Raw genomic sequence first — 24,193 nt, 5'->3', positions numbered from 1 at the left:
CTTCATCTCTTTTTTTGTGAATTATAGCTTCCAGTCTTTGGATTTTGATGTATAATCAATGCAAAACAAACCTATTTGAACTTAAATGAACGTTAACGGTAGATGGACGACCACTCTTGCACATACAGGGAGGAAGCGACATGTGGAACGGGGATGCATTTGAAAATCCCGAGGCGCAGTACCGGGTTCATCCCTTTTGGTTTTGGAATGGGGATATGGAAGAAGGGCAAATCAAACGGCAAATAGCCGAAATGTCTGCACAGGGTGTAGGTGGTTTTTTCATCTGTCCACGTCAGGGGCTGGAGATTCCCTATCTGTCCGAGGCATGGTTTGACAAGGTACGGATTGCAGTGGAGGCGGCGGCCGCCTGCGGCATGCAGGTATGGTTATATGATGAGTATCCCTATCCAAGCGGGATGGCCGGCGGTGAGGTGACACTTGATTTTCCTGAGGCGAAGCAGCGCCAGCTGGTACATCAGCAGATTTGTGTTCATGGCGGAGAAACAGTGAATTATGAGTTGCCGTGGGGTCGAATTTTAGTGGCGAAGGCAATACCCAAGGATGGGCAGGGCAAACGATTGTGGCATGAATCCATTGATTTGCGCAGTAACATCGGCAATATCCAGACGGATCAGGTATATCAGGAGACAGGACTCACGTCGTATAATCGCAAGCGGTTTTTTACATACCGAACGGCTTTCCGCCTGTTATGGAAAGCTCCCGCTGGGGAATGGGACGTGATTATATTTCAGGAAGAAGAGATGGATGATTTCAAATATTACGGCAACTTTGTAGACCCGTGTCACCAAGAAGCGATGAGCCGTTTTATTGAACTGACCCACGAACGGTATAAGGAAGCCGTTGGAGAACGATTTGAAAGCGTAATCAAAGGCGTGTTCTCTGATGAAATTGCACCGCTCGGGCGTATTCCTTGGTCTCCACAGCTTCCCCGATTTTTTAGCGAACGCTGTGGTTACAGTCTGATCGAGTCCCTACCCGCTCTGCTGCATGGTGATGTCCCAGATGCAGAACGAATCCGGTATGACTACTACCAGTCGTTACATCTGCTGCTCAGGGAGTCATATCACAAGCAGGTACATGACTGGTGCGAAGAAGCAGGGATTCAGTATGCGGCAGAAGTGCCTGGGGTACGGATGACCACGCAGTTGTTCAGCCACATGCCAGGTGGAGATTCGGCGCATGAGAAAATCGGACGTCCCTTATCCTGGATTTTGGAGCGGTATGGCAAAAAAATGCGTGACAATCCGAAGATGGTCAGCTCGCTTGCCAGACAGTTGGGACGAAGTCGTAATTTGATAGAGTGCTTCCACAGTGTAGGCTGGTCGATGACCTTACAGGATGCCAAATGGATGATTGACCGGATGGCAGCCATGGGCACCAACTTTTTTAACTTCCACGCCTTTTTCTATACTATCGGAGGACTTGCCAAGCATGATGCACCGCCATCCCAGTTTATACAGAACCCGTATTGGCGTCATTTCCGACAGTTGGGAGATTACACGGGACGTTTAAGCTATCTGATGAGCACCGGGACAGCGGACATTCGAATTGCTGTGCTTGATCCAACGACCACGTTCTGGAGCCTCATGGGCAATCCGCTTCACGGATTCGAATATGGTGGAGAGGACGAAGCAGAACGGACCAAGCTGGATCGTCTCACGAACGACTGGATGCGCATTAGCTCCCACTTGCTCGAAAACAGACGTGACTATGACCATCTGGACCCCGAGCTGTTGGCCGAAGCTGTGCTGGCCGATGGCACAATTCAGAATGGCGTTGCACGTTACGAGGTACTGATTCTTCCACCGATGCTGAACCTGGAGGCAGCAGCCTGGCAGCAGGTGAAACAGTTCGTGGAACAGGGAGGAACGGTCATTTCCGTGGGCATGCCACCACATGTAGCCATCCAGCCGGGGAGCCCTGCGGGAGATGAGGCTGCTAAGTTCTTTGGTGCAGGCAACCAGCCGCACGAGGCATATTGGGGCAATACGGAAGAAACAGATCACGACAGCGGAGAATCCATGTGGCGACGGGGGCAGGGAAATGCCTATTTTCTACCTGCGGGAACAGGTCGCGGGGATGACTTCTCCTTGGAATTGATCTCCCTGCTGCTGGATCAGGTACTGCCCGAACCGATCTGTTGGATTATGGAGGAAGAAAGTGCGTCGCTACTTATGCAGACCCGTCAATTATCGGACGGAGAGTTTATAATCTTTTTGTCCAACCAGGAGGGCCAACACCTTGAAGGGCAATTGAAAATGGTAGCCAAGCGGTTATGGACGGATGTTGATCTTTCAGCGGGTACAACTCTGCTTGCGGAACGGCTCGATCTGGAGACAGGACAGTGTGATCCATTACCATATACCAGCAGTGGAGGGGAGTGGTGCATTTCGCTAAAGCTTGCTCCCTATGAAGCCCATGCTGTGAAGCTCACTTTACAACATGCCCAAGAGGCATCTGAGGGGAATTCTTTTGCTCTGATCCAAACAGGGACGAAGTCTGGAGCGGACCGTTTAGTTACTGAGACTGAAAATGCACCCTATACCATTCAGCTTCCGTCGGAAGGGCCATGGCGCCTGGAAACGGTGCAGGCCAACACACTTCGAATGGGAGAGTTCAACGTAACGGCTTCCAATGACAACGGTGTAATTTTTGAACGTAATCATGTTACAGTCAAACCGTTTATTGACCAGGCGGCTGAATTGCCGGAGAACCATCTTCTGCCGCTCCAGTTTAATCAGGTATTTGGTACACCGAAGAAAGCATCTGTTGCCTATCCAATCCAGTGCAAGTATACGACTACATTTGAGCTGAGAACGGCATTGGCAGAATGTCTGTTATTCATGGACAGGGCAGCGATATCAGGTGACTGGACCATGGAAATCAACGGACAACAGATTGGAATCGATCAATTTGAGACGGTTGAAATTACCGATCACCATAATATTAGTTGCAATATAACAGAGTTGTTGCGCAGTGGTCTGAATGAAATGACCGTTACTGTACAGGTCACAAGGGATGAAGAAGGTATCGTTGATCCGCTGTATCTGCAAGGGCGGTTTGGCGTGGAATTCCATCATGAGGGGATGATCTCTCTTGTTCCTGAACCGGATACAGCGATTCGGATTCAGCCGGAACCCCAACCGCTTTATCCCTACTTTGCAGGAGAGATGAGTTATAAACGTAACTTTTGGCTGGATGATCCTGCTGAAGAGAGGATGTCATTCGACCTGGAATTCATCGACTGGCGGGTACAGGATGTGGTAGAAGTACGGGTGAATGGTTATAGTCTGGGTATTCGATGCTGGTCTCCATATCGTTGGACGGGAGAAGCCTCCATGCTGCGAGCAGGGGACAACGATATTGAAGTACGAGTTACCAATACATTAATTGGACTGCTGGAAGGTACGTATTTTGACTCGGGCAGCCACAGTTTGCGGGAAGCTGGCCATGGATCAGCTGAAGAATAAACCTCTCAAGATAAACGGATTTATTCCTGGAGATTACGAAGAAGAAGTTGAATTGGGAGGAGTAAAAAGATGGGACATCGTATCCAGTTTGACCGCTACCCGGGTGGCGTGATGAAGGCGTTGACGCTCAGTTATGACGATGGCGTGGTGCATGATCGCAGACTGGTGGGAATTTTCAATCAACATGGGCTGCGGGGCACATTCAATCTGAATTCCGGTACGCTGAGCAAGCCTGGCCGAATTGAAACGACAGAAGTAGCTGAATTATATGCCGGGCATGAAGTGGCTGTGCATACGGTCACCCATCCCACATTGCCCTATGTTCCGGATGAGCTGCTGACCGAAGAGATCATGGAAGATCGGAGATCGCTGGAACAGCTTGTTGGTTATCCAGTAAGAGGCATGGCCTATCCGAATGGAGGTTATGATCGTTCTCTCAGCACCAAGCTCGAATGGCTCGGCATCGATTATGCACGCACGGTTGAATCCCATGGCAGGTACACCCTGCCTGAGCGGCCCCTTGAATGGCATCCGACCTGCCACCACAACCATGATTTGACGGCCCATGCCGCTCGATTTATCCAGCATACGAAGACAGGTACGCCACTCCTGTTATATGTATGGGGTCACAGCTACGAATTCAATGATAACGACAATTGGCAGATTATAGAGCAGTTTGCTGAGCAGATTGGCGGCCGGGGCGACATCTGGTACGCGACGAACATCGAAGTGATTGCTTACTGGAAAGCGGTCAAACGTCTGGAATGTTCAGCAGATCGGTCCATCATCCACAATCCATCCGCAATCTCCGTCTGGTTTACGGCAGATCAGCAGGTGTTGGAAGTGAAGGCTGGAGAGACATTGCGTCTAACCCAACGAATCAAGGTATAGGAAGGGAGCTGACGATCATTCGTTATTTTCATGAGAACGAGGCGATTGCAGGCAAGGTGTATGATTCAATTCCGGATATTTTGACCACGGTGGCACAGCGTTATATTGGAGACCATCCGAAACACTCCTTTTTATTTCGGGCGTACCATCAGGGAGGTTTCCGCAGACTTGGGGATTACCGATATGATTTGAATCTGGATGCCAAGTGGAAGGAAGCGCGTGCAGGACAGTATGTGTACGTATGGGGCAAGTTGTGGAGCCAGCAGGAGGCTACGTTAAATACGGGACTGAACTGTTATAGTCCGGTGACGGTCTATGTGAACGGAGAAGAGATCTTCAAATCGGAGCTATTGCAGGAGTTATTTCCCGAGCGAAGAACCCAGATTCCGATCTCCGTGAAATATGGCTGGAACGATGTGTTGCTTTGTTTTGTCAAAACAGAGGTGGGATTCGGCGGGATTTACGGAACGGCTTCATTCAAAAATTTCCCGCTTCACTTTCTCACGCCAGGCGTCGATCGCCAAGGTCAGGAGGGCTGGCTGTACTCCGAACCAGTTGATGAAACGTTATCATCACTCCCTCGTGATGGCATGACTGAAGAAGAAACGGGCCTCTCTTGGTATCCACGCAGGGACTGGACAGAGGGGGAAAAGAACGTTGGAGCTTTCGCCAGAATCTTTGGGACAGAGCAGCCTGCTGTTGCGTACGCATGGTCCAAACTGGATGTGATCCAACCGGGATCTTCACCTGTTCTTTTGCAAGGAAAACATGAAGGTGCCCTGACGCTGTACGTTGATGGCAAGGAAATATATTCTGCTGGGCAAAGCGGCAATTTCCGTATTGAACTGCCTCGTCGCTACGGTCCATCTGATCTGGTAGCGAAAGGTGAAACCAAAGCTGGGAGCGAGTTATGGGGATTTACATTGGAAGATGCGAAGGATTCCACTGCAAAAGGCTGGAGGTTAAGACCACCTCATCCGGTTGCAGGGTGCCCCGACGTGTGGCTGTATACGGGTGTATTTTCCCCAGGCTCTGAACCATCTCCCCAAGACATCGTGGTAACAGATACCGTATTTGATGATGGAGCCCAAGGTGTATACTGGCATGTGGATCTACCTGAAACGAGTGTCCGGCCCTATTTGGAAAATACCCATTATGGCAAATGGAATTATCCACTCGGTGTTACCCTGCTTGGACTTCTTCAGATTGGACAGGAGTTGGGACGCGACGACTATGTTCAGTATGTGCGGGACCATATCGGCCTGAGTACGTCGTTTGACCGTTATGGTCTGTGGGATCGGGAAGGGTACGGCGCCGCGGGAATTAATAATCAGTTGTCTGCCATCGACAGTCTGGATGACTGCGGTTCGTTTGGATCCACTTTGCTGGCAGCGATGGAACTCGGAGACATTCGTGGAGGAAGGGATACGGCGGATCGTATTGCGGGTTACATTACGGATGAACAGGAACGTTTGGATGACGGAGCCTTTTACCGTGTTCGTGGCAGCGGAGAGATGCGCCAGGAAACGATGTGGTGTGATGATCTGTACATGAGCACACCTTTCCTGATGCGTTACGGCCAGTTGACGGGAGATACTTCTTATTGGGACGATGCGATCAACCAGTTCCTGATGTTCCGCAAATATCTGTATATTCCCGAACAACAGATCATGTCCCATGTGTATGATTTTGTACGTGGACGGGCGACGGGTATACCATGGGGACGCGGGAATGGATGGGTATTGTTTTCACTAACCGAACTATTGTCGATTCTACCAAGTGATCACGTCAAACGGCCGGAACTGCTGAACTTCTACCGGGATTTATGTCAGGGGTATCTGGCGCTGCAAGGTGAAAATGGTCTCTGGCATCAGGTGCTGAATCGCCCCGATTCGTATGAGGAAACCTCCTGCACATCGATGTTCATTTACGCCTATGCCCGCGGTATTCGCGAAGGCTGGCTGAAGCAGCCAGAGGCCTACCTGGATGCGGTTCGCCGGGGATGGGAAGGCATGACCCGTCTGTCCATTGATTATAAAGGCAACGTGTACGGTGTATGTCGGGGTTCCGGTTACTCCTTTACCGCACTCTATTACCGGGATGATCTGGGATGGATTCTGAACGATACGCACGGTATCGGCATTGTACTCCTGGCCGGGATTGAGGCGTATAAAATGAACCAGCAACTCTGCGAGGGGTCTATAGATTCTTCGGTTACAGCTGCACAATGCTAGTACAGCAATCATGAGTATAGCCTAGCGACAAATAAAGCGGCACAGCCTTAATGGCTTACCGCTTTTTTTCGTTATGAATGGAAATATTCAATGCAGATCCCGAATTAAACGTGTGGCTAAAACAGTTCCAATTGCTCTGGTCCCTCTTCCTCCTCCGGCTCCGTGCGGTCAGGGAAGGGCTTCACGGGCTGCTCCAGCAGCTCCATCATCATCTGTGCATTGGCAGCGGCGTCGCCGCCCGAGTTGTTGTTGAAAATCACATACACATCTTTGCTCTGCTCCTGCAATTGCTCCAAATAACCTTTCCACTCCAGCAACTCTTCCTGGTTGTAGCGATACAGATAACGGGTCTCGCGCCAATTGGGTGCACCATTCTGATGCCAGCCTGATACATTGCGCCCATGCATACGCACCAGCGTCATCTCGGCATCGGTAGCTTCGGGTACAATAGGGATAGATCCTAGCCCCGCCTGAGGCTCATCACAGACGCTGTGAATCCATCCCTGTTCCTTCAGGAATGCCAGCGTCCGTTCACGCATGCCCTCTTCATACCAGCTGCGATGGCGAAATTCGAGGGCACACGGGATGCCTTCCATCCGCAGCTTTACTTCACGCAGTTCATTGACGTTGTCCCGATTGCATTCAAACCACGGCGGGTACTGGAACAAGGCTGCCTGCATCTTGCCTGCTTCCATGACAGGCTCCAGGGATTCGCGGAAAGCCTTATACATCTCTGAGGTGCTTGTGAAATAGGGTTTTCCCCGTAGGTGTCCTGTCATCCCTTGATAAGCTTTGACGATAAAAGCAAAGGAATCCGGCGTTTCTGCTGCCCAGCGTGCCATCCGGTCCCGAGGCTGAACGGCGTAGAAGGAACTGTCTACCTCCACGGTCGTAAAATATTGTCCATACAGACGGAGCTTGTCTTTCGCTTTGGTACGGTTCGGGTACAAATCTTCCTGATCTCCCCAGCCCGTAAGTCCAATCCGAATCATAAATAACACCTCCAACTGCTTCTTTTATGTTAGCGTATATTTCAGCCGTCTCATGACGTTCATGAAGCGAAATTGCCATACTGATTCGACTTCAATCTTCTAAGTATAGTTAACCGATTCGCGGGGGTTTGACCATGTTTAACATTATATCGTGTGGTTTCCGGCCGTTCAATGTGGACGATCCTTGGAAATTTTTGAGTTAGAAGGATAAAGACGATACAATGGCTAAAAGCTATAGAGATATGATCCAGCTGATATTACAGCGTATTACGGATAGTTGGGCCAGTGACCATGTGGAGGGCGATACGTAATGACGGAATGGTATGAAAAGAGTTTTGGAGAAGACTACCTTCTTGTGTACAAACATCGGGATGTGCAGGGTGCATATCAGGAAGTACATAAAATGATCAATTGGTTAAAGCTTCAGCCAAAGTCCAAGGTACTTGACCTGTGCTGTGGTATGGGCCGACATTCTCTGGCCCTTGCAGATGCTGGTTTCCAGGTGACCGGAATCGATCTGTCTGATGTGCTTCTGCGTGAAGCACGCAGCATGGACACCGAACAACGTGTTGAGTGGTATCATGCCGATATGCGTGAGCTTCCACTGAAAGGCGGATTTGACGCCGTTGTCAATCTGTTCACCTCATTTGGTTATTTCCGAGAGGATGGAGAGCAACTAAGGGTGTTACGCGCCATTCATCGGATGCTGAAGCCGGGCGGCAGCTATATTATTGATTTTATGAACACGGCTTATGTGACTCGCCATCTAGTGCAGCACTCAACACGTGAAAGCGAAGGACAGAATATTGAGGAGTTTCGCAAGATACAGGATGGATTTGTGCAAAAAGAAATTCACATCACCGATGCCGAATCGGGCCAAAAACCACGAATCTATCAGGAACGAGTCAAGCTGTACACTCGCGAACAACTACGTGATCTGCTTCACGAGGCAGGACTCATGGTGGATCAGGTACACGGCGGTTATGATGAAGAGAAGTACGATGAGCAGACATCGCCGCGGATGATTTTTGTCGGTCATCGGCCGGAACAGTAGAGTTGGAGGAGAATATTAATGAAGCGAACGGAATCCATTTCCATGCCAGCAGGCATGCATCGGGTCAAGATTACTATGGCTTTTCCACTGCGCTGGGTGAACAGCTATGTCCTTCATGAACCGGATGGATCAATAACAATTGTTGACCCGGGACCACGCAGTACTGAGACGGAACAGGAGTGGCACGAAGCACTCGCAGATTTCAATTTAACTTTTCAGAATATTAGTCAGATTGTACTGACCCACCATCATCCCGATCATCTGGGATTGTCCGGCTGGATACAGCAGCAAACGGGTGTGCCTGTTCGAATGTCCACACGATCTCGTCAGGAAGCAGATTACATGTGGGGAACGGAGGCAACCATCAATACAGTGCTGCCTGAATATTATGGTCGCCATGGAATGCCGGAAGACAAGACGCAGCAGATACGCGAACATATGGAGGGATTTATCTCACAGATTACGCCACTTCCGGTAGTGACACCGATTGAAGATGGCGATTGGCTGGTTATGGGCGGGAAAAAGTGGCTTGCTATAGAAACAGGTGGACACGCGCCAGGGCATCTATCCTTCTATGCGCCGGATTCCAGAGAGATCTTGTGTGGAGATGCCGTATTGCCGCAAATATCACCGAATATTAGCCTGCAACCGGGAAGTGACGATCAACCCTTATTGTCTTATATGGAAGGACTGCATCGGCTGGGGGCATTGGATGTAGAAGTGGCATATCCAGGGCATCGGAATCCGTTTGGCCATTTTGCCGATCGAACGATTCATCTGCTCACACATCACGAAGAGCGCCTTCAGAAGATGAGGGAGCGAATTCGCGAAGCACCGACGAATGCGTATGATATCTGTGTGTTTATGTTTGGTGACCGATTGGGAACACATCAGCTTCGTTTTGCGATGAGCGAAACTTTAGCCCATCTGCAGGAATTGATCCGGCGAGAGCATATTGTACAGGAGCAGCAGCACGACGGAGTATTCTTTTTTATCGAAAATACTTAGAATTACAAGACTTTGACCAGGAGAACTTCCTGTTCAGAGTCTTTTTTTGCGTGTAACGACTCAAATATATGAAAGCTTTAGTCTCTCTTAACCGTTCATTCATCTTCTTTTAAGGCAGCACTTCTATGATAAATGCATGAACTTCGCCAGAGAAAGCAGGGATGAGCGATGACCCGAAAAAAACGAAATCAATGGAGAAAATGGCAAGCCTCAGCGGCAGCAACGTTGACCGTGGCTGCACTCTTTCAATATGTAAGAACTTCTGATGCCTTTGATGTCGCTTATGCGGCTGCAAATGGTAACGATATAAGCAGTACAGCATCTACCCAGATAAATGCTCAGGATGATGTCATGGACGAATGGACGAACAACACAGATAGCCATTCCAATGCATCGTCGAATGAGGGCAACAACCTGGATAGGGGAACGACTGAAGGAAGCATTGCCAATGTTCCGAATCAAGGCTCATCGGGCGGCTGGATAACAGATCAGAGCAGCAATGAGGATACAGACTCCGGATATAGCCGTGGCAATTATCAGTCACGCACAGGTGCATCATGAGCCGTACAGAGCAAGTCTCCCGTCTCCTCAAGTTCCACTTCCGGGCGATGAACACGGATGTGGAAGTACACTTGGCCGCAGGACGAGAAGAGGCTGAACATGCAGCAGAGCTGGTGAAGAATTGGTTTGAGACGCAGGAACAGCGTTTCAGCCGATTTGAGGCAGACAGTGAATTGAATCGTCTGAATCGTTGCACAGGATGGATGCCAATCTCCGCAGCAATGGATGAAGTGTTAAGTTTGGCCTACGGATATATTGGTCAGACGGAAGGGATTTTTCAGCCAGGTATCTCTCAGGCTCTGCGGGCTTTCGGTTACGATGTCAGCTTCGAGCAGCTGCAACAAAGAGAGCTACATCAATCTGGAACCGAGCGCAGATTGGACATCCGACCATTGGATATAACAGATATGCTGAGAGACGAATATGACTATAGCCGTCCACGTTGGATTCAAAGAGAAGGCAGCCGAATGGTTCATAAGGACCCTGGGACTGAGCTGGACCTTGGGGGCATTGTTAAGGGCTGGGCCGTTGAACGTATCGCCGATTGGCTGCAGCGTACACTTCATATTTCGGCGGGATTAATTAATGCAGGTGGAGACATTCAGGCATGGGGGACAACACTTCATCCGATGTGGTCTGTGCAAGTCACCGATCCTTATCAGGAGGAGCGAAATCTGATAGGGAATATTCAATTGAGGAAAGGTGCAATTGCCACTTCAGGAGTGGTACGAAGACAGTGGCAGAATACGGACGGAAGCCTTTCACATCACCTAATTGATCCCCGGACGATGGAGCCGGCAGATACGGATGTGCTGCAGTGTACCGTTCTGGGCCAGCATACATCGCAATGTGAGATTATTGCCAAGACCGTCTGTATTTTGGGAAGTGCCGACGCAGTAAGTTGGTTAAACCGCCATTACGACCGGCATGATGTCCTGTGGATGACCCGGGATGGGAGCACTTATTTTAGAGGAAATACCGATACGCTCGCTGAACGCTGGCCTGGTTTCGATCCGGATCACCGCTTCAGTCTAATATAAACGACAAGTCTATCAGATATGGGGGAGCCGGTTATGGCGCAATGGATTGTAGATTACCTGCCGACGTGGAATATCATTCGAATTAGTGGGATCGCCGCTTATTTGCTGCTCTTTGCGGGGGTATTTCTGGGGATTGCCCAAGGGATGCCCATGGCTAAAGGCAAACCCAAAGCGGCGATGTTTAAATGGCATACCCGAACGACCTGGCTCGCCTTTGGACTTGGACTTGTGCATGCATTAACCCTATATATTGATCACTATAGCCCATTTACCTGGAGTGAACTGCTCATTCCGTTCACGGCTTCAGTACATCCGATTGGGAGCGGACTGGGCACGCTATCCTTTTATGGTTTGGTAATCGTTCTGTTATCCAGTGATCTGCGTAACAAGCTCGGCCGCAAATGGTGGTTTATGTTCCATATGTTGTCTTATCCCGTATTCATTGGTTTACTGTTCCATGGCATGGTTACCGGCTCAGATTCAGGCAATGTGCTTATGCGTCTGATGTATGTGTTTACTGGTTTGAGCATAATTGGTATTACGGTACTTCGTGGCATGCTGCGAGAACGCAAAGGTCCAGAAATTACAATTGGAACCAATCGTGTACAGTCTAAGCCGGCAGCGGAACAGAAATGGGCTGAGGTGTATCGTTTGGCGGGAGCGGGAAGACAGGAGCACCTGAAATAGTGTATTACTAAAATAGTGAATCGACACAAAAGAAGCGGCCTGGTGGCCGCCTTTTTGTCATGATCAGAATAAGTCTGAATGCTCAATTTACTTAATCAGTTCATTTCGAACTCCTATTACACATGCAAAACTATACGATATCATCGCTGACAGTTTTTTCTCCCAAAGCTTCTTCGAGCTCCGATTGTTTGCGATGCGCAATCCGGCTACTGGCCGCTGAGGCGATGGCCCCTACAATATCATCCAGGAACGTATGAACAGGCCCAAGGCTCTTGTCGTTCAAACGTTCAAGCACACCGGGTTTTAGCTTGTCTACATAACCGTAGTTCGTAAATCCGATACTGCCGTATACGTTGACGATGGAGAACGCGAGAATCTCATCCACGCCATATAATCCTTCATCATTTTCAATCATCTCCTGCAAAGGAGAAATGAGTTTGCCTTGCTCTGCTAGCAAGTCCAGTTGAATGCCTGTCAGTACTGCGTTCTGCACCTCACGTTTGCGTAATACTTTCTCCACATTGTCGATACATTCTTCCATCGTAAGACCTGGGTAATACTTTTTCTGCAGCATCATGACCAGTTCTGCGATCTCAGGGATCGTAACGCCCCGCTTGTGCAGCCATTCCCTCGTTGCCTCTGCCACTTTGCGGCTATTCAGGCTGTAAGGGATTTTTTCTTGCTCCGGATGTTCCATGGGCGATTCCTCCTCTGAAGTTAGCAATGTCCCTATACATATATCCTAATACGTTATTAACCGTTTTGGGTTTCTTTGCTATCCTTCGACGGGGATAGATGGCCTGTTTTCAGCTTTATGCATGATGAGCTTGTTTAAAAAGTAGTTATTTTTTGGGCAAAGGCTCGTATACATGGTAGTACAAACTGTAAAAATGATGAGGGGGAACGTGATCATGAGTAAGATCCGTTATTTGCGTACAGCTTCTGCAGCTGCGCTGTTGAGTATTCCTGTGGTGTTATCCGGATGTGGCATGTTTGGGGCACAATCCTCCGAAGCCATTGATCCACCGCCGCCGATCCAGGAAGCGGCCATGATTCAGGCGGCTGAAGGCAACGGATCACTTGCCAAGCTACCACTTACAACCGTCTATTTGCAGGACCAGCAAGGTTTATTGGCTCCAGTTTCCATGACTCTCCCGTCGGGCACGGACGTCAGCAGCCCCAAAACAGCTCTGGATACACTTGTTACGGGTGGTCCATATGCAGGGATGCTGCCTGAAGGATTTCAAGGCGTTCTCCCACAGGGTACCGTTGTTCAGAACGTAACGATTCATCCGGATGACAAGCTGGCAGTTGTAGAGTTCTCCGGCAACTTTGCCAAGTATGATGCCAAGAACGAGCGCAAAATGCTGGAGGCAGTCACCTGGACACTAACCGGTACACCGGATGTGCAGAATGTACAGATCTGGGTAGACGGCAAAAAGTTAACGCAAATGCCAGTAAACAGCACGCCACTGCCGGAACCGCTGAATCGTGCGGTGGGTATCAATCTTGATTTGGGTGATACATTCACTACCAACAGCAGCCCGGTAACGGTTTATTTTTCAGCCGCTTCGCCAGCAGGCATTCAATATTATGTTCCGGTTACACGTCTTGTGACACCAGGAGGAGACCGGGTGCAGGCGGCGCTGAATGAACTGATCAAGGGACCAGCCAAAGGTGGCGAGCTGGAAGAGGTTATGACAGGCGGAACGCAGCTACAATCGGTCAAAACGTCTGAGGATGGAACCGTAACGGTTGCACTTAAAGACGACATGTTTACTGAGGGAGATGTCGTGCCAAGTGAACTGCTGCAATCTGTCGTATTGACTACGGCCGAGAATACAGCTGGCAAGGAAGCTAAAGTGCAGATCGAATGGAATGGGCAAAAGACAGTCATGAGTGATGATAATCGGGATTACAGTGCCCCAGTATCGAAGCCTGAATATATCAATGAAATTCCAATTTAAGTCACAATAAGCGGTCTGATGTACGGTTGACAGAACTCTTTGGTGGACAGGATGCTTTTAAGTGAACTCTTTGGTAAAATAGAAGGGATTAGTAAAAGTGTGAACAAGCTCGACATTACAGGATGCTTAAGTCGTAGGAGGCAGAAATGATGAGATCTAACGGACGAACCAGCGACCAGCTGCGCCCGATGAATTTAACAATTAACACGAATAAATACGCCGAAGGTTCTGTACTGATTGAAGTGGGAGATACCAAGGTTATTTGTACAGCTACGGTGGAGGAACGTGTTCCTCCCTTTATGAAAGGGCAGGGTAAAGGCTGGGTAACGGCTGAATACTCCATGCTGCCACGTGCAACACATACCCGTAATCAGCGTGAAGCGAACCGCGGCAAATTGACTGGACGCACCATGGAAATTCAGCGTCTGATTGGCCGGGCACTGCGCTCTGTTGTTAATTTGCAGGCACTTGGTGAGCGTACGATTACACTGGACTGTGATGTCATTCAAGCCGACGGAGGTACACGCACAACGTCCATTACCGGATCGTTTGTAGCTCTGGCGCTCGCGGTGAACAAAATTGCCCAACAGCATAAATTGCAAGTATTCCCGATTACGGATTTCATTGCAGCGGTAAGTGTGGGTGTAGTTGGAGAACAGCCTGTGCTGGATCTGAACTATGATGAAGATTCCAAAGCCAAGGTTGATATGAACCTCGTGATGACAGGTGGCGGAAAATATGTGGAGCTTCAGGGAACTGGTGAAGAAGCACCATTTGACCGTCGTGAGCTGAACGCAATGCTGGAGCTGGGTGAGCAGGGTATTCTGGAGATGATTGAGCGTCAGAAAGAAGTTCTCGGTCCTATTGCTCTCAAGATCGGTGCTCGTGGATTAGGAGAAGCCTAACATGAGTCTGGATAGCCCAATTATCATTGTCGCAACCCGTAATGCAGGGAAAGTACGTGAATTCGCTCATGCATTCGCTCCACTGGGCAAAGAGGTCAAAAGCATGTTCGACTATCCGGAGCTGCCGGATGTCGTTGAGGATGGCGTAACCTTTGCAGAGAATGCTTGGAAGAAAGCTAAAACGGTGGGCGATGCTCTTGGTTTGCCTGTCCTGGCTGACGATTCGGGATTGTGTGTGGATCTGCTCGATGGTGACCCGGGAGTGTATTCTGCGAGATATGCAGGCGAGGGTGCAACCGATGCGAAGAACAATGCCAAATTGCTTGAGGCGCTGGAATCGCTCAAATCCGGTGAGGATACGGAGCAAACGCTGTTGAGTCCAGCAAGTTTCGTTTGTGCATTGGTGCTGTATGATCCGGTAACCGGAGACAAGTATGAATCAGAAGGCATGGTGGAAGGTTGGATCACGGCTGAAGCAGCCGGTGGTGGCGGTTTTGGATATGACCCACTCTTCTACGTGCCTGAATACGAGATGACGATGGCCGAGCTTACGCTGGAGCAAAAGCAGGCAATTAGTCATCGTGGGCATGCTCTGAGAGCGCTCGTATCCAGTCTGAAAGGCTGAGATTCCAACGAATCAGCTCATATGATTATGAATGTATAAGGTGAATTATTGCCTTGTCTAAATATCAAAACGTTAGTGGAAGGTAAGAGTCATTCCTGTGGAATGCTTCACCGACCATTAACGTTTTTTTATTTTTATGGAGTGGAGCCAAGGTTAATCAAGCCAGTACGTGGGACCCAAATAAATCCCGCTTTTTTTAGTGAAATAATTAGAACGTATGTTCTTGTTCCTATATAAATAATGTTTAAATTTCACGTTTGAGCAGAGCACTAGGACCGGGGTTGGAAGAAGTTGCAAGTCTTGTACAGTATGGGTTAACATTCAAGTTAACGAATCATCAATGAACTCAAACGGAGGGGATTTGCTTATGCAAGAAGTGAAGCTTACGGTGTCTTATGATGATTATGAGGACGGTATTCGTATGGAAACGTTGATCAGGGAACTCGCTGCCAAACCGGAGGCTGGTTCGCTGGAGAGTCTGATTATAGGAGACTGGGGACAGGCCTATGAAAATTCGCCGGATGAATTTATGGGCACGCTCATCGAACTTGCTCCAAGCTTTCCGTCTTTGAAGAAACTGTTCATCGGAGATATGGGCTTTGAAGAATGCGAAGTATCATGGATTATTCAGACGGATCTCACACCACTATTGGTTGCTTTTCCTGAATTGAAGTCATTCTCAGTGAAGGGCAGCAGCGGACTAAGTCTGGAACCCATCGAGCATGCCAAGCTTGAAGAATTAATCATTATTTGCGGTGGTCTTCCCCAAAGTGTGTTAGCTTCAATTGCCCGGGCTAAGTTGCCTGAATTGCGTAAGCTTGAACTGTATCTGGGCGTGGATGATTATGGATTCGACGGTTCACTGCAAGATGTACTTCCACTTTTGGAACAGGGCTTATTTCCAAAGCTCGTATACCTGGGGCTGAAAGATAGTGAAATTCAGGATGAGATTGCGAAAGCTGCAGCTGAGGCCCCAATTGTGGACCAACTTGAAATCCTGGATCTGTCAGAGGGCACGTTGTCTGATGAAGGGGCAGAGGTGCTGCTTGCGAGCGACAAGATCAAAAAACTTAAACATCTCAATCTCAGTTACCACTACATGACGGACGAAATGCTCATTCGCTGGAAACGCTCCGGTATATCTGTAGATGTTAGCGAGCAACAACAGAGTGATGAAGATGACTGGCGCTACCCGTCGTTAACGGAATAAATGATGTCAGGCATGACGGAATTGGAACAAAGTTTGCAACTCCCAGTTAAGGATACGGATCTGGAACAGCCGTTATTGTTAATTGGGAACCCGAATAATCGACGTACCCTTGGATTACAGGAGGCAAGACAGCGACTTGGCTTACAACCAGCACTTATGCTGCCTTATGCCCGGTTGCTACAGACTTGGAGACGGGGCGGAACCATGGCGGATGCCGTACAGCAATGTCTGGAAGGGCGAGGGGCTACGAACAGGCAGGCTCTTATTCGACTGGATGCCCCTGGTGAGGATTGGGAAGTAGAATGTGAGCTGCTCTTTCTTGGAGCTGTGAATGATGTATCTCCGTTAAACGATGGCCTTTCTGCGAGGATGATTCCGGCAGAACAGACACTCACTCTTGAACAGGAGTGGGGGCGGATCTACGCGCCCAACCAATGGTTTCGCGGATGGAAAGCCTGTTTGGAACGAATTCGCCATGAAGCTCTGGAATATTGGCCTAATGCCCGGTTCATGAATGATCCCGATGACATTGCGATTATGTTTGATAAAAGGAAATGCCAGCAGCATCTATCTGCCCATGGCGTTCGTGTCCCTCCAACGCTCCAATCTTCGGAGCCGATCCGCAATTATGAGGACCTGCGTAAAGCGATGACAACAGCCGGTATGAGCCGCGTTTTCGTGAAACTTGCGTGTGGCTCTGGGGCTTCAGGCGTTGTTGCCTATCAAGTTAATCCGCGAACGGGTGCCGAAATCGCCATAACCACTGTGGGAATGGAACAGATTCAGGAGAAGATCATTTTTTATAATGAAGGCCGGATGCGCAGGTACACACATACTTCAGAGATTTCTGCGCTCATGGATTGGCTGTGTGCTGAGGGTGCCCAGATTGAACGTTGGATGGCAAAAGCGTCTTTGGGTTCAAGCGTATTTGATATTCGCCAGCTTGTGGCAGGTGGACAAGCAGGTCATGCCATTGTACGGCTTAGTCAGACACCAATTACCAATCTGCATTTGCGTAATGAGCGGTTGCTTCCCGCAGAAGCAGGGCTGGATGAACAGCAGATGAGTGGAGTTCAGACGGCAGCGAAAGCAGCAATGGCTGCCTTTCCCAACTCATGGTCAGCTGGAATTGATGTGATGCTCAGTGGAGGTAATGAGCCGCGTGCCTATATTTTGGATGTGAATCCGTTTGGAGATTTGTTGTACAGAGTACAGCATAACGGACTTGGAACCTATGAATGGGAAATGGAACTTTTGCGAAAGGAGCCTTACAACTATGACTGATATGAACACCATCGTAGGCTCCCATGATCTACTAATGATTACACTGGACACGTTAAGATATGACGTGGCCAAGCTGGAGGAACAGAATTGCCCCAACCTGTGCGGTACGGGTCCTTGGGAGAAGCGTCATACTCCGGGAAGTTTTACCTATGCGGCGCATCATGCTTTTTTTGGTGGCTTCATGCCTACACCTGCCAATACGGACAAAGCATCCCATGTACGACTTTTTCATTCCCGGAATACCGGATTAAGGACGCATCCGCATACGTGGCTGTTCGACACACCGGATATCGTATCCGGTTTTGCAGCTGAAGGATACCGTACGATTTGTATAGGCGGGGTCATTTTCTTCACCAAGAAAAATCCGCTCGCCAAAGTGCTGCCGGGTTATTTCCAACAGAGCTACTGGCGGATGAATTTTGGGGTAACCAACCCCAAATCGACCGAGCATCAGGTTCAGCATGCCTTGAAGCTGCTGGAGCAATGCGCACAAGATGAGAAGCTGTTTTTGTTCCTGAATGTGTCTGCCATCCATGGGCCCAATCGCTATTTTGTGGAGGGTGCAAGAGAGGACTCGGTAGAAACACAACGTGCAGCCCTTCGGTATGTGGACAAGGCCCTTGGGCCATTGTTTGATGCAATGAGGCAGCGTTCAAGGCCTACGTTTTGTTTAGCTTTTTCCGATCATGGCACGGCATATGGTGAGGACGGTTATCAGGGGCATAGACTGGCACATGATGTCGTCTGGAATGTACCATACCGTGAATTTATTTTATAGAAAAAATAATTCATATCATCAATAACTACAAACCGGATACAGGGAGGAAACCGATGGACGATCAATCGCAACATACGACAACAGGTCATTCCGCACAGTCCGGATCCAACACAGCTACAGGTCTCAGAGAAGTACTTGCTTCCCCCTATCGCTCTTATTTATATTCGTATCCCCACAAGACGGCATATCGGGAATTGAACCCGCCTTTACAGCTCGGTCCATTGTGGGAACGTGAGAATACTGATACGTATTTTTTATATATGCACATTCCGTTTTGTGCCGCACGTTGTGGATTCTGCAACCTGTTCACATTGCCGGATCGCCGCGATGACACCCATGTGCGTTATGTGGATGCGCTGGAACGGCAAGCCAAGCAGTGGGCACCACTCACATCACGCAGACCCTATTCGAGGTTTGCCATCGGTGGCGGGACGCCCACATTATTAAATGAAATTCAGTTGAACCGCTTGTTCGATATTGCGGAACAGGTGATGGGGCTCGATCCGACGCAAGCTTCGATCTCAGTAGAAACGTCACCGGATACCGTCACGGAAGCCAAATTGGCGATCATGAAGGAGCGAAGTGTGGACCGGGTAAGTATGGGAATTCAAAGTTTTATCGAAGCCGAAGCCTCAGCCATTTACCGTCCGCAGAAACCACAGGAAGTGGAACGCGCGCTTGAAAAGCTTACACAGTATGAATTCCCTTTGTTGAATCTGGATCTGATCTATGGTCTGCCGGGACAAACGGTGGAATCATGGCTGTATTCGCTGGAACGTGTCCTTTCATATGAACCGGGTGAGATTTTCATTTACCCACTGTACACCCGTGAGAATACCATTGTGAAACCGGATGATATACAACGACAGGGACCGGATATTCGGATGAAACTGTATACGGCTGCGCGTGAGACTTTAAAAAGCAGAGGCTATGTCCAGTATTCCATGCGCAGATTTGCCAAAGAACAATCATCTTCTGGAAGCAAAGAGCTTCTACCCTACAGCTGTCAGGAGGAAGGCATGGTTGGTCTGGGGTGCGGTGCACGCTCTTATACCAGTGAAGTACATTATGCTTCCAAGTATGGTGTTAGTTATAAGGCCACACAGAGCATCATCGCCGATTATGTGGCAACCGAGCGTTATGATGTGGCCGATTACGGCATTGTACTCAGCCGGGAGGAGCAGAAGCGCCGCTTTATTCTGAAAGCTCTGCTGCATCGGGAAGGCTTGGCGCTGTCGGATTATGATCAACGATTCGGAACGGAAGTTATGTCAGACTACGGATGGTTGAGTGAACTGTTGTCTGAGGGCATGGCTGAGCTCGAGCAGGACGATAAGGGTAATCGGGTGCTGCGTCTGACAGAAGAGGGATTGGGCTACTCGGATGCCATTGGAGATTGGCTCATCTCCGCTGAGGTACGTGAACAAATGGAAGGGTTTGTGTTCTCATGAGAGCAACCTTGTATTATCGGGGTAAGCTGTCGTCATGTAATTACGACTGCCCGTACTGTCCGTTTAGCAAAACGGTAGATTCCAAGGAGACGTTGGAAGCGGATGAACAACAACTGCGTCAATTTGTGAAATGGGTGAGGGATCAGGAGAGTGCTGGTCATCAATTTTCGATTTTCTTTAACCCATATGGAGAAGCTCTGGTAAGACGTTGGTATCGGGAAGCAATGATAGAACTATCCCATATGCCACATGTGGACAAAATTGCAGTCCAAACCAATCTGTCTGTCAAACTGGACTGGGCCCGCGAGTTGAATCGGGATAAAGCAGCATTTTGGGCGACCTATCACCCACGAGAGACGAAGGAGTCTTCCTTCGTCAAACAATGTTTGACTTTACGTGAGATGGGACTTGCTTTCAGTGTGGGGACGGTTGGATTGCGTAGCGCATTTCCTGCTATTGAATCGATGAGACAGGCATTACCCGATGACGTGTATATGTGGATCAATGCATTTAAAGATCGACCCAAATATTACAGCGTGGAAGAGGTGGACTTTTTACGATCCGTTGATCCGCTGTTTGATGGGAATCTGCGGGATTATGAGAGTCTGGGCAAGCGCTGTTCCGCGGGTTCGGAGGTATTTTATGTGCAAGGGTCAGGGCATGTAAAGAGGTGCTACAAGGATCGTCGGATTATTGGGCATCTCTACCGCGATGGTTTGGAGGCTTTGGCCGCAGATCGGCCGTGTGGCATGAAGAAGTGTGGCTGTTACATCGGTTATATTCATATGGAGGATTCTCCGTTCAGAGATATCTTTGGCAGTGGACTGCTTGAGCGTAATCCGGTTCTGATTAATCAATAGATATCAGTCAGCAAGTAGGCAGGAAGAGGTTGCGGAAGAATTACAGCAGTCTCTTGGTTATTTAAAGTAGGATGATGTGTAGCTATAATAATTTGAGTATGACAAAGGGGTGCCGCTTAACAGCTACTATGCTGCTAAGCGGCACCCCTTTTACGAATGAAAAGATAGCATTATTTATCGAATGGCCACTTTGTACGTACGCAACCACGAGTTGATCTGTGTCAGATAAGCAAACAACTGTGGACCCGACATTAACTGTCCAAACCAGGGCAGGTTCGATGAAGCATCCGGCGAGGAGGCCAATTTGCGAATTTGAGCCTTGTCGATTAATGGCAAGATCGGTGAGCTTGCGTCATCCAGAATATCCAGCACCTGCTGTTTAACGGCAGCAAGATACTGCGGGTTATGTGTTTTCGGATATGGACTCTTTTTCCGATACAACACATCGTCAGGCAGTACACCTTCCAGCGCTTTGCGCAGAATGCCTTTTTCCCTTCCGCCTGTCATTTTCATGTCCCAAGGCACGTTGAATACATATTGAATCAAACGATGATCACAGTAAGGCACCCGAACCTCAAGCCCGGCTCCCATACTCATCCGATCTTTCCGATCCAACAATGTTGGCATGAACCGGGTGATGTTCAGATAAGACATGACTCGCATTTGGGCTGCCTTACCGGTCTCTCCATCGAGTAAAGGCACTTCAGCCACAGCATCCGAGTAACGGTCCGCTAGATAATCGAGTGGTCTGATCCACTCCCGAATGTCCGGAGATAACAATCCTGCTCGCATATCAGGCGCTACAGACCATGGGAATGTACCGGAGTTCAGCATCTCTTCCCGATGGAACCAGGGATAACCGCCAAATACTTCATCCGCTGCTTCGCCCGAAATGGCAACGGTGGCTCCTTTTTTGATTTCCTTACAGAACAGATAGAGAGAGGAATCTACATCTGCCATACCCGGTAAATCCCGCACAAGCATCGCCTGGGTCAGGGCATGAACCAACTCGCCATTTTCAATCTCAATCCAGTGATGATCTGTCTTCAGTTCATCTACCATACGCTTAATCCAGGGTCCATCTGCACCAGGTTGGAAGGAATGGGCCTGAAAATGTTTTGCATTATCCACATAGTCTACGGAATACGTACTGACCTGACCTTGACCTGTACGATTATAATAATCCACCGCTAACGCAGATAGAGCGCTTGAATCCAGTCCCCCTGACAAAAGAGAGCAGACCGGAACGTCTGAAGCCAATTGGCGTTCTAATGTATCCTGTAACAGTCTGCGTACTTCAGCAGCTGTCTCATCCAGATTATGTTCGTGATGCTGACTTTCCAGCTTCCAGTAAGGGTAGGTTTTAATCCCGTTTCGGTTGTAAATAAGTGCATGCGCAGGTTTGAGCTCATTAAGGGAGGAGTATACGCCGTGTCCAGGTGTCCGGGCAGGACCAACAATAAATACTTCTGCCAAACCTTCAGGGCCTACCGCAGCTTCAACATCCGGGTGGATGAGCAGTGCTTTGGGTTCGGAGCCAAATACGAGTGCATCCTTTGCATGACTGTAGAACAGGGGCTTGACGCCCAGCCGATCACGGGCGATAAAAACCTGTTCGCGTCCGCCATCCCATATGGCAAAAGCAAAAATTCCGTTAAACCGGTCAACGCAGGCCGGTCCCCACTCAATATAAGAGGCGAGCAGCACTTCCGTATCACATTGTGTGCGGAAATGGTGTCCGCGCTGGAGCAATTCCTTTTTCAACTCGGGTGCATTGTATAGTTCTCCGTTATACACGACGGTATAGGAGGTGTCTCCCTGTAACGCATGCATGGGCTGTGCCCCGTTCTCCGGGTCCATAACGCTGAGACGCCGATGTCCGAACGCACAAGGATTGGAGATCCATGTACCTGAAGCGTCGGGCCCCCGGTTCGACAAGCTGTCCGTCATCCGAACCAGCAGCTCTGATTCCTGGGTCAAATCCCGATTCCACTGTATGAAGCCGGTTATACCGCACATGGTTTGTTCATCCTTTCTTAGTCGAGTCATTCATCCGTATGGCTGCTTAAGTCACTAACAGCCACAAATGTTGTTTTTTTCGTCAGAAGTCGTAACAAATATATGCCGAAAGCAGGCATAAAATGTCTGTCCTCTTCGGAAACTAGTTCTAGGGACAACGGCCTCAACATGCCTGTGAAGGAGAGAACTTGCAAATGGACAGTATGACCTATTATGTATCTGTCATGGGGCGCTCCGTTATTCCGGATCCGCACGCAACGTCGTATGAATGGGTGATCCAGGCGACGCCTCAGGAGGCGGAACAATTACTGGGACTGCTTAATCTGATGCAGGAAAAAGAGGAAGAAGCCTTTCCAGGAATGGTATTCCCTTGGCCGGATACGCCGGAGGAGTCTGTAAACCGTGCATATGAAGCTGTGTTACAGCAGGTGTATCGGGAGATTTATCGCTTGGGAACACCAGAGACCCGATACCAGATCGAACAAAGTACATGAAATGGACAAAGGAGCGCGATAACAAATGTATGCCATTCAGGATGCCAAAATACGCAGATTAACCGAAGTGGATGGATTGTCTTGTGCAGAAGTTGAAGTACAGCCTGGAAATACGGGTGATCCGTCTTTGCTTGTATACGTGGCGGCTACCCAGCCGGGGAATTCGCTTGAAGTCGTTCGAATTGTACGCAATCATTCCGATGCAGTCCTGGATTGGTACAATAACAATATGCATACCGCGTTTGAAGATGCCACGGAAACAGCGTTTGAGAACAGTGAGGGCATTACAGCAGGGGAAGATAAAGCCCGGTTTCAGAGTGAGTTACTTGCTTTTGGATTACTGGGACCGACACTTCAACGCTATTTGGTGGGGCAAGGTTAAGGTATTCGTTCCAACAAATGCCGATAGCTGCAAAGGATAAGCGGAATTACCCGGAGCCATACTATATGCAAGTTCCGGGGAGGTGATAGCAATGGCTTCCAAGTTCAAGAAAAACAAAGGGAACCTTTATGCGCATCATACCGAGTTTGCCGAGGAAGTGCTCGCCATTAACAGCAAGCGTCCTGCCCAGAGAAATCCGTGGCGTCAGGGAAACAAGTAACCGGAATGCAGAAACCCGCCCTTCTTTCGAAAGGCGGGTT

22 protein-coding genes are annotated in these 24,193 nt (G+C 49.1%); 19 read left to right on the top strand and 3 right to left on the bottom strand.

Annotated features, from left to right (window positions below; translation table 11 throughout):
• Positions 1-140: 140 nt before the first annotated feature.
• From RS891_RS25665 to RS891_RS25655, 3 genes are all read left to right on the top strand, one after another.
• Positions 141-3,491: a glycosyl hydrolase gene (locus RS891_RS25665; RefSeq protein WP_315793566.1), complete on the top strand. Its 3,351-nt coding sequence runs from the start codon at positions 141-143 to the stop codon at positions 3,489-3,491.
• A 69-nt stretch (positions 3,492-3,560) separates the two neighbouring features.
• Positions 3,561-4,382, top strand: a complete 822-nt coding sequence (locus RS891_RS25660; RefSeq protein WP_315793565.1) for a polysaccharide deacetylase family protein — start codon at positions 3,561-3,563, stop codon at positions 4,380-4,382.
• Positions 4,383-4,438: 56 nt separating this feature from the next.
• Positions 4,439-6,616, top strand: a complete 2,178-nt coding sequence (locus tag RS891_RS25655) for a glycoside hydrolase family 88/105 protein (protein WP_315796436.1) — start codon at positions 4,439-4,441, stop codon at positions 6,614-6,616.
• Between the two features lie 116 nt (positions 6,617-6,732).
• On the opposite strand, the gene RS891_RS25650 is transcribed toward RS891_RS25655, so the two are convergent.
• Positions 6,733-7,608 carry a DUF72 domain-containing protein gene (locus RS891_RS25650; RefSeq protein WP_315793564.1) on the bottom strand — a complete coding sequence of 292 codons (876 nt, stop codon included), beginning with the start codon at positions 7,606-7,608 and terminating at the stop codon, positions 6,733-6,735.
• A gap of 310 nt (positions 7,609-7,918) precedes the next feature.
• On the opposite strand from RS891_RS25650, the gene RS891_RS25645 reads away from it, so the two are divergent.
• The 5 genes from RS891_RS25645 to RS891_RS25625 all read left to right on the top strand — a co-directional run bounded on the left by RS891_RS25645 (position 7,919) and on the right by RS891_RS25625 (position 11,958).
• A complete protein-coding gene (locus RS891_RS25645; protein WP_315793563.1) occupies positions 7,919-8,662 on the top strand; it encodes a class I SAM-dependent methyltransferase in 744 nt (247 codons plus the stop codon).
• An 18-nt stretch (positions 8,663-8,680) separates the two neighbouring features.
• Positions 8,681-9,670, top strand: a complete 990-nt coding sequence (locus RS891_RS25640; RefSeq protein ID WP_315793562.1) for an MBL fold metallo-hydrolase — start codon at positions 8,681-8,683, stop codon at positions 9,668-9,670.
• 168 nt (positions 9,671-9,838) lie between these two features.
• Positions 9,839-10,231 carry a hypothetical protein gene (locus RS891_RS25635; protein WP_113055899.1) on the top strand — a complete coding sequence of 131 codons (393 nt, stop codon included), beginning with the start codon at positions 9,839-9,841 and terminating at the stop codon, positions 10,229-10,231.
• Positions 10,228-11,271, top strand: a complete 1,044-nt coding sequence (locus RS891_RS25630) for an FAD:protein FMN transferase (protein WP_113055898.1) — start codon at positions 10,228-10,230, stop codon at positions 11,269-11,271. The genes RS891_RS25635 and RS891_RS25630 overlap by 4 nt, the downstream gene beginning before the upstream one ends.
• 33 nt (positions 11,272-11,304) lie before the next feature.
• On the top strand, positions 11,305-11,958 hold the full coding sequence (locus RS891_RS25625; RefSeq protein WP_181586752.1) for a ferric reductase-like transmembrane domain-containing protein: 654 nt from the start codon (positions 11,305-11,307) through the stop codon (positions 11,956-11,958).
• A gap of 130 nt (positions 11,959-12,088) precedes the next feature.
• On the opposite strand, the gene RS891_RS25620 is transcribed toward RS891_RS25625, so the two are convergent.
• Complete coding sequence (locus tag RS891_RS25620; protein ID WP_113055896.1) at positions 12,089-12,655, bottom strand: phosphatidylglycerophosphatase A family protein; 567 nt, start codon at positions 12,653-12,655, stop codon at positions 12,089-12,091.
• Positions 12,656-12,869: 214 nt separating this feature from the next.
• On the opposite strand from RS891_RS25620, the gene RS891_RS25615 reads away from it, so the two are divergent.
• From RS891_RS25615 to RS891_RS25580, 8 genes are all read left to right on the top strand, one after another.
• The gene (locus RS891_RS25615) at positions 12,870-13,925 is read left to right on the top strand and encodes a GerMN domain-containing protein (RefSeq protein ID WP_090904407.1); all 1,056 of its coding nucleotides are present in this window, start codon (positions 12,870-12,872) and stop codon (positions 13,923-13,925) included.
• Positions 13,926-14,071: 146 nt separating this feature from the next.
• On the top strand, positions 14,072-14,830 hold the full coding sequence (gene rph / locus RS891_RS25610) for a ribonuclease PH (RefSeq protein WP_053783129.1): 759 nt from the start codon (positions 14,072-14,074) through the stop codon (positions 14,828-14,830).
• Between the two features lies 1 nt (position 14,831).
• Positions 14,832-15,455 (top strand): XTP/dITP diphosphatase, encoded by a 624-nt coding sequence (locus RS891_RS25605; RefSeq protein WP_315793561.1) that lies wholly within the window; start codon positions 14,832-14,834, stop codon positions 15,453-15,455.
• Between the two features lie 367 nt (positions 15,456-15,822).
• Complete coding sequence (locus tag RS891_RS25600; protein ID WP_113055894.1) at positions 15,823-16,665, top strand: STM4015 family protein; 843 nt, start codon at positions 15,823-15,825, stop codon at positions 16,663-16,665.
• A 12-nt stretch (positions 16,666-16,677) separates the two neighbouring features.
• Positions 16,678-17,949 (top strand): STM4014 family protein, encoded by a 1,272-nt coding sequence (locus tag RS891_RS25595; protein WP_315793560.1) that lies wholly within the window; start codon positions 16,678-16,680, stop codon positions 17,947-17,949.
• Positions 17,942-18,727, top strand: coding sequence for an STM4013/SEN3800 family hydrolase (locus tag RS891_RS25590; protein WP_315793559.1), 786 nt, complete (start codon positions 17,942-17,944; stop codon positions 18,725-18,727). Before RS891_RS25595 ends, RS891_RS25590 begins: the two co-directional genes overlap by 8 nt.
• A gap of 53 nt (positions 18,728-18,780) precedes the next feature.
• Positions 18,781-20,178: an STM4012 family radical SAM protein gene (locus RS891_RS25585; protein ID WP_315793558.1), complete on the top strand. Its 1,398-nt coding sequence runs from the start codon at positions 18,781-18,783 to the stop codon at positions 20,176-20,178.
• Positions 20,175-21,038, top strand: a complete 864-nt coding sequence (locus tag RS891_RS25580) for an STM4011 family radical SAM protein (protein ID WP_315793557.1) — start codon at positions 20,175-20,177, stop codon at positions 21,036-21,038. Before RS891_RS25585 ends, RS891_RS25580 begins: the two co-directional genes overlap by 4 nt.
• A 174-nt stretch (positions 21,039-21,212) precedes the next feature.
• Here RS891_RS25580 and asnB read toward each other — a convergent pair whose 3' ends face one another.
• The gene (gene asnB / locus RS891_RS25575; protein WP_315793556.1) at positions 21,213-23,057 is read right to left on the bottom strand and encodes an asparagine synthase (glutamine-hydrolyzing); all 1,845 of its coding nucleotides are present in this window, start codon (positions 23,055-23,057) and stop codon (positions 21,213-21,215) included.
• A gap of 194 nt (positions 23,058-23,251) precedes the next feature.
• Between asnB and RS891_RS25570 the strand changes: the two genes are divergently transcribed.
• The 3 genes from RS891_RS25570 (at position 23,252) to RS891_RS25560 (ending at position 24,153) form a co-directional block, all read left to right on the top strand.
• Entirely contained in the window at positions 23,252-23,551 is a 300-nt protein-coding gene (locus RS891_RS25570; protein WP_113055889.1) for a hypothetical protein, read from the top strand.
• 25 nt (positions 23,552-23,576) lie between these two features.
• On the top strand, positions 23,577-23,933 hold the full coding sequence (locus RS891_RS25565) for a hypothetical protein (RefSeq protein WP_064635807.1): 357 nt from the start codon (positions 23,577-23,579) through the stop codon (positions 23,931-23,933).
• 91 nt (positions 23,934-24,024) lie between these two features.
• On the top strand, positions 24,025-24,153 hold the full coding sequence (locus RS891_RS25560; protein WP_256336669.1) for a hypothetical protein: 129 nt from the start codon (positions 24,025-24,027) through the stop codon (positions 24,151-24,153).
• The last annotated feature ends 40 nt before the right edge of the window (positions 24,154-24,193 follow it).

Source organism: Paenibacillus sp. BIC5C1, assembly GCF_032399705.1.
GTDB lineage: Bacteria > Bacillota > Bacilli > Paenibacillales > Paenibacillaceae > Paenibacillus > Paenibacillus taichungensis_A.
The sequence above is the reverse complement of the archived record's forward strand: the minus strand, read 5'-3'. Positions and strand labels throughout refer to the sequence as shown.

What these genes read in the sequence shown, in the direction of transcription:
- RS891_RS25665 (WP_315793566.1), top strand. Translation starts at nt 141, where the DNA reads ATGTGGAACGGGGATGCATTTGAAAATCCCGAGGCGCAGTACCGGGTT.
- RS891_RS25660 (WP_315793565.1), top strand. Translation starts at nt 3,561, where the DNA reads ATGGGACATCGTATCCAGTTTGACCGCTACCCGGGTGGCGTGATGAAG.
- RS891_RS25650 (WP_315793564.1), bottom strand. Translation starts at nt 7,608, where the DNA reads ATGATTCGGATTGGACTTACGGGCTGGGGAGATCAGGAAGATTTGTAC.
- RS891_RS25645 (WP_315793563.1), top strand. Translation starts at nt 7,919, where the DNA reads ATGACGGAATGGTATGAAAAGAGTTTTGGAGAAGACTACCTTCTTGTG.
- RS891_RS25640 (WP_315793562.1), top strand. Translation starts at nt 8,681, where the DNA reads ATGAAGCGAACGGAATCCATTTCCATGCCAGCAGGCATGCATCGGGTC.
- RS891_RS25635 (WP_113055899.1), top strand. Translation starts at nt 9,839, where the DNA reads ATGACCCGAAAAAAACGAAATCAATGGAGAAAATGGCAAGCCTCAGCG.
- RS891_RS25630 (WP_113055898.1), top strand. Translation starts at nt 10,228, where the DNA reads ATGAGCCGTACAGAGCAAGTCTCCCGTCTCCTCAAGTTCCACTTCCGG.
- RS891_RS25625 (WP_181586752.1), top strand. Translation starts at nt 11,305, where the DNA reads ATGGCGCAATGGATTGTAGATTACCTGCCGACGTGGAATATCATTCGA.
- RS891_RS25620 (WP_113055896.1), bottom strand. Translation starts at nt 12,655, where the DNA reads ATGGAACATCCGGAGCAAGAAAAAATCCCTTACAGCCTGAATAGCCGC.
- RS891_RS25615 (WP_090904407.1), top strand. Translation starts at nt 12,870, where the DNA reads ATGAGTAAGATCCGTTATTTGCGTACAGCTTCTGCAGCTGCGCTGTTG.
- rph (WP_053783129.1), top strand. Translation starts at nt 14,072, where the DNA reads ATGATGAGATCTAACGGACGAACCAGCGACCAGCTGCGCCCGATGAAT.
- RS891_RS25605 (WP_315793561.1), top strand. Translation starts at nt 14,832, where the DNA reads ATGAGTCTGGATAGCCCAATTATCATTGTCGCAACCCGTAATGCAGGG.
- RS891_RS25600 (WP_113055894.1), top strand. Translation starts at nt 15,823, where the DNA reads ATGCAAGAAGTGAAGCTTACGGTGTCTTATGATGATTATGAGGACGGT.
- RS891_RS25595 (WP_315793560.1), top strand. Translation starts at nt 16,678, where the DNA reads ATGACGGAATTGGAACAAAGTTTGCAACTCCCAGTTAAGGATACGGAT.
- RS891_RS25590 (WP_315793559.1), top strand. Translation starts at nt 17,942, where the DNA reads ATGACTGATATGAACACCATCGTAGGCTCCCATGATCTACTAATGATT.
- RS891_RS25585 (WP_315793558.1), top strand. Translation starts at nt 18,781, where the DNA reads ATGGACGATCAATCGCAACATACGACAACAGGTCATTCCGCACAGTCC.
- RS891_RS25580 (WP_315793557.1), top strand. Translation starts at nt 20,175, where the DNA reads ATGAGAGCAACCTTGTATTATCGGGGTAAGCTGTCGTCATGTAATTAC.
- asnB (WP_315793556.1), bottom strand. Translation starts at nt 23,057, where the DNA reads ATGTGCGGTATAACCGGCTTCATACAGTGGAATCGGGATTTGACCCAG.
- RS891_RS25570 (WP_113055889.1), top strand. Translation starts at nt 23,252, where the DNA reads ATGGACAGTATGACCTATTATGTATCTGTCATGGGGCGCTCCGTTATT.
- RS891_RS25565 (WP_064635807.1), top strand. Translation starts at nt 23,577, where the DNA reads ATGTATGCCATTCAGGATGCCAAAATACGCAGATTAACCGAAGTGGAT.
- RS891_RS25560 (WP_256336669.1), top strand. Translation starts at nt 24,025, where the DNA reads ATGGCTTCCAAGTTCAAGAAAAACAAAGGGAACCTTTATGCGCATCAT.